Consider the following 3,118-nt stretch of genomic DNA (forward strand, 5'->3'; position numbering starts at 1 on the left):
GAGCTTATGCTCCCTTTATTTTCTGACTTAGAAGCTACCTGTTAAAGTAACACCTGAATACGTATTATAGCCACGTAACATGATGTGATAAGTCGCATCTGTACCAGAATTAGTCAAGCTGCAAGTCTCCGAATTACCACTGCGATATGGTCTACAGTCGTAAGTGCTAGTTGTCGGTGCAGCTCCCTTTCTAACGTATAAATCCGCGTCACCAGAGCCGCCTGATATCTGCACACTTAATGTCGCGTTAGCTGGTACATCAATTGTGTAAGCGACTTCACTACCTGATGCGCCAGAGATATTAGTGACAGGTACACCATTCGTTAGACAATTATTACCACAACCACCACCGTCACCAGCCGTGCTTGCCACTAAGCTTGCGCCAGAATAAGCGGAGTATCCGTGTAACATGATATACCAATCGCCCGCCACTGGATTGTTAAATGTACAGACTTCTTCATTGCCATTTTTGTATGGGCGACAAGAATAACTACTTTGAGTTGGTTGTTGACCTTGTTGAACATACAGGTCGGCATCCCCTGTGCCACCGGACAGTTTAACTGTTAATGTTGTTTTACCTGCTGGTACCTTAAATACATAGTTTGACTCTTCACCAGCAGCGCCGCTAGCACTGACAGCTACACCATCCTCTAATTCTGGTAATGGCGGTGGTGGAGGTGGTGGTGTTGAATCAGCTAATGCAAATAACAGCTCATTTGGAGAACCAGACTTGGCATCACTCACTTTGTTTTTGGAGCTGCGAGAGCTTAGTAACGTATCAATCTGGCTTGGAGTAAGAGACGGATTTTCATCAAGGTATAGTGCAACAACCCCAGCAACATGAGGTGCTGCCATTGATGTACCGCTGATTGTATTTGTCGCAGAGTCTGAATTGTACCAAGCTGACTTAATGCTTGAACCTGGCGCGTAAATATCTAGACAATTACCATAGTTTGAGAAACTCGAACGCGCATCTGAACTTGTAGTAGAACCTACAGTTACAGCATCCGCAGCTCTGGCAGGAGAGTAATTACACGCACTGCTGTTATCATTACCTGCCGCGACAACAAATGTTACACCTGATGCAACCGCTGCGTTTACCGCATCATCAACTGCTTGTGATACACCACCACCTAAACTCATATTGGCAACAGACGGGCCTGATGCATTATTCTTAACCCAGTTGATGCCTGAAATAACGCCTGAATATGAGCCTGACCCATTACATCCTAAAACACGAACACCCACCACGTTGACGTTTTTAGCAACACCATAAGCACCACCACCAATTGTACCCGCCACGTGCGTACCATGACCGTTACAATCGCTTGAGTCGGCGTCATTATCTACAAAGTCATAACCGTGACTTGCACGTCCACCAAACTCAGCATGTGTAATGCGTACACCCGTATCAATTACATAAGCTGTTACACCACTGCCGTCGAAGTCATAATGATAGTTACTATTTAACGGCAGATCTCTTTGATCAACTCTATCTAAACCCCAAATTGCGTTACCTTGATTTGCACTCGCATCAACCATAGGCGTCACTGTGACGATTTGGTCTTGCTCAATGTAATCGATGCTAGGATTGCTCAACAGCTCTTTTACTTGTTGCTTTGACGCATTAACCACAACCCCATTTAAAACACCTTCAAATTGCTTGGATACTTGTACATTATGCTTTGCTGTCAACGCTCTCGCTTGATCAGCTGCATAGCTGGCAATTGCATTACTGCTTGCTGCATTCATAACCGTAGGTGTCTTAAAGACTACGATGTACTGATCTTCAATCGCACTAGTTTGGTCAACAGTCATTAACTCGGCTTGCGCTAAACAGCTTCCTGAAAGACCTGCCAAGACCGCAAATGCTAGTGTGTTTAATTTACGCATACTTGTTCCTTTATTATGTCATTTGGTTAATTTCCAATCAAAATGTAGCTCAAATGTAGAAATAATAAACAATATTTTTAACTAAAAATTAACCAAAAACACAATGGTTTGTAAGCATAAATTTACAATAGAAAGTTTTATTCATTAATTTCAATTCTTAAACAAACTTAATTCAAGTTGAGTGGTTGATGCGACTAGAGCACTATAAAAAGCGGAGTGATTTATGACTTTAAGGAGGTTTTTCAGATGGTTAATATATTTTTTAGACGTGAGAATATGAAATTTATATCCTTATAATTTATAGCAATAGTGCAAAAAATTTATACCTAGTCTAAACTAGATGGATTTCAAATTATATTTCGATGATTTAATCTCATAATCAGTTTGTAGATTTATTCTAATTACTGAAGAATAACGCACACTTATACGCACCTTGAGTGCTGCTTTCATCTATGAGTAGTTGCTTTTCAAAACGTCTTACATGAGTTTATTCCCTTGAAACTACTTGATTCACTTTCGCGACTATACCCAGTAACTCCATGTGGTTAACTCATCGTATTTAAACAGAGTTGATTTCTTTTGATAGCCATCTCCGTCCCTCTATTTTTAACAAAACCATTGATAGTGAATCAAAAACTTTGACGACCGCGAAGTATTCAAACCGAAGGGACTCAACACATCTCTATCAACGCAGCAACCAAACCAAAACAGACGGAACATGGACCCTGAAACGAGTTGAGGCAAGATCGTGCAAAACTAGCGACATCGAACGCAGTGAGTGCACTTCTTCTGCGCAAGGTGAATATCGTGCGAAAGGTTAGCGATAGCGAACGCAGTGAGCACACTTCTTTTGCGCAAGGTGAATATCGTGCGAAAGGTTAGCGATAGCGAACGCAGTGAGCACACTTCTTTTGCGCAAGGTGAATATCGTGCAAAAGGTTAGCGACAGCGAACGCAGTGAGAGCGCTCTTTTTGCGCAAGGTGAATATCGTGCGAAAGGTTAATGACACAGCGCGAAGCGCTGGCATTCTTTTCGCGCAAGGTGAAATGAGCCGTTTTGACCGATGATGAGGGACTGTATGTATTCAAAAGGAGTAAAAGGTAAAAACTGTGAAGGTTGCTCCCTTCACCTTGCGCTAATTCGTCTCTTTATCAGTGTGCATAACCTCTACAACTTTCGAGACGATTTAGCACGAAAAAAACCCGCTGCATTTCTGCAACGGGT

The 3,118-nt window shown here is 42.1% G+C and carries 1 protein-coding gene; it reads right to left on the reverse strand.

Annotated elements, in window-relative coordinates; all coding sequences use genetic code 11:
- Positions 1-27 precede the first annotated feature (27 nt).
- Positions 28-1,893, reverse strand: a complete 1,866-nt coding sequence (locus L1077_RS27005) for a S8 family peptidase (protein ID WP_237139859.1) — start codon at positions 1,891-1,893, stop codon at positions 28-30.
- Positions 1,894-3,118: the final 1,225 nt, after the last annotated feature.

Origin of the sequence: Pseudoalteromonas luteoviolacea, assembly GCF_021654285.1 — a bacterium.
Taxonomy (GTDB): Bacteria; Pseudomonadota; Gammaproteobacteria; order Enterobacterales; family Alteromonadaceae; genus Pseudoalteromonas; species Pseudoalteromonas luteoviolacea_J.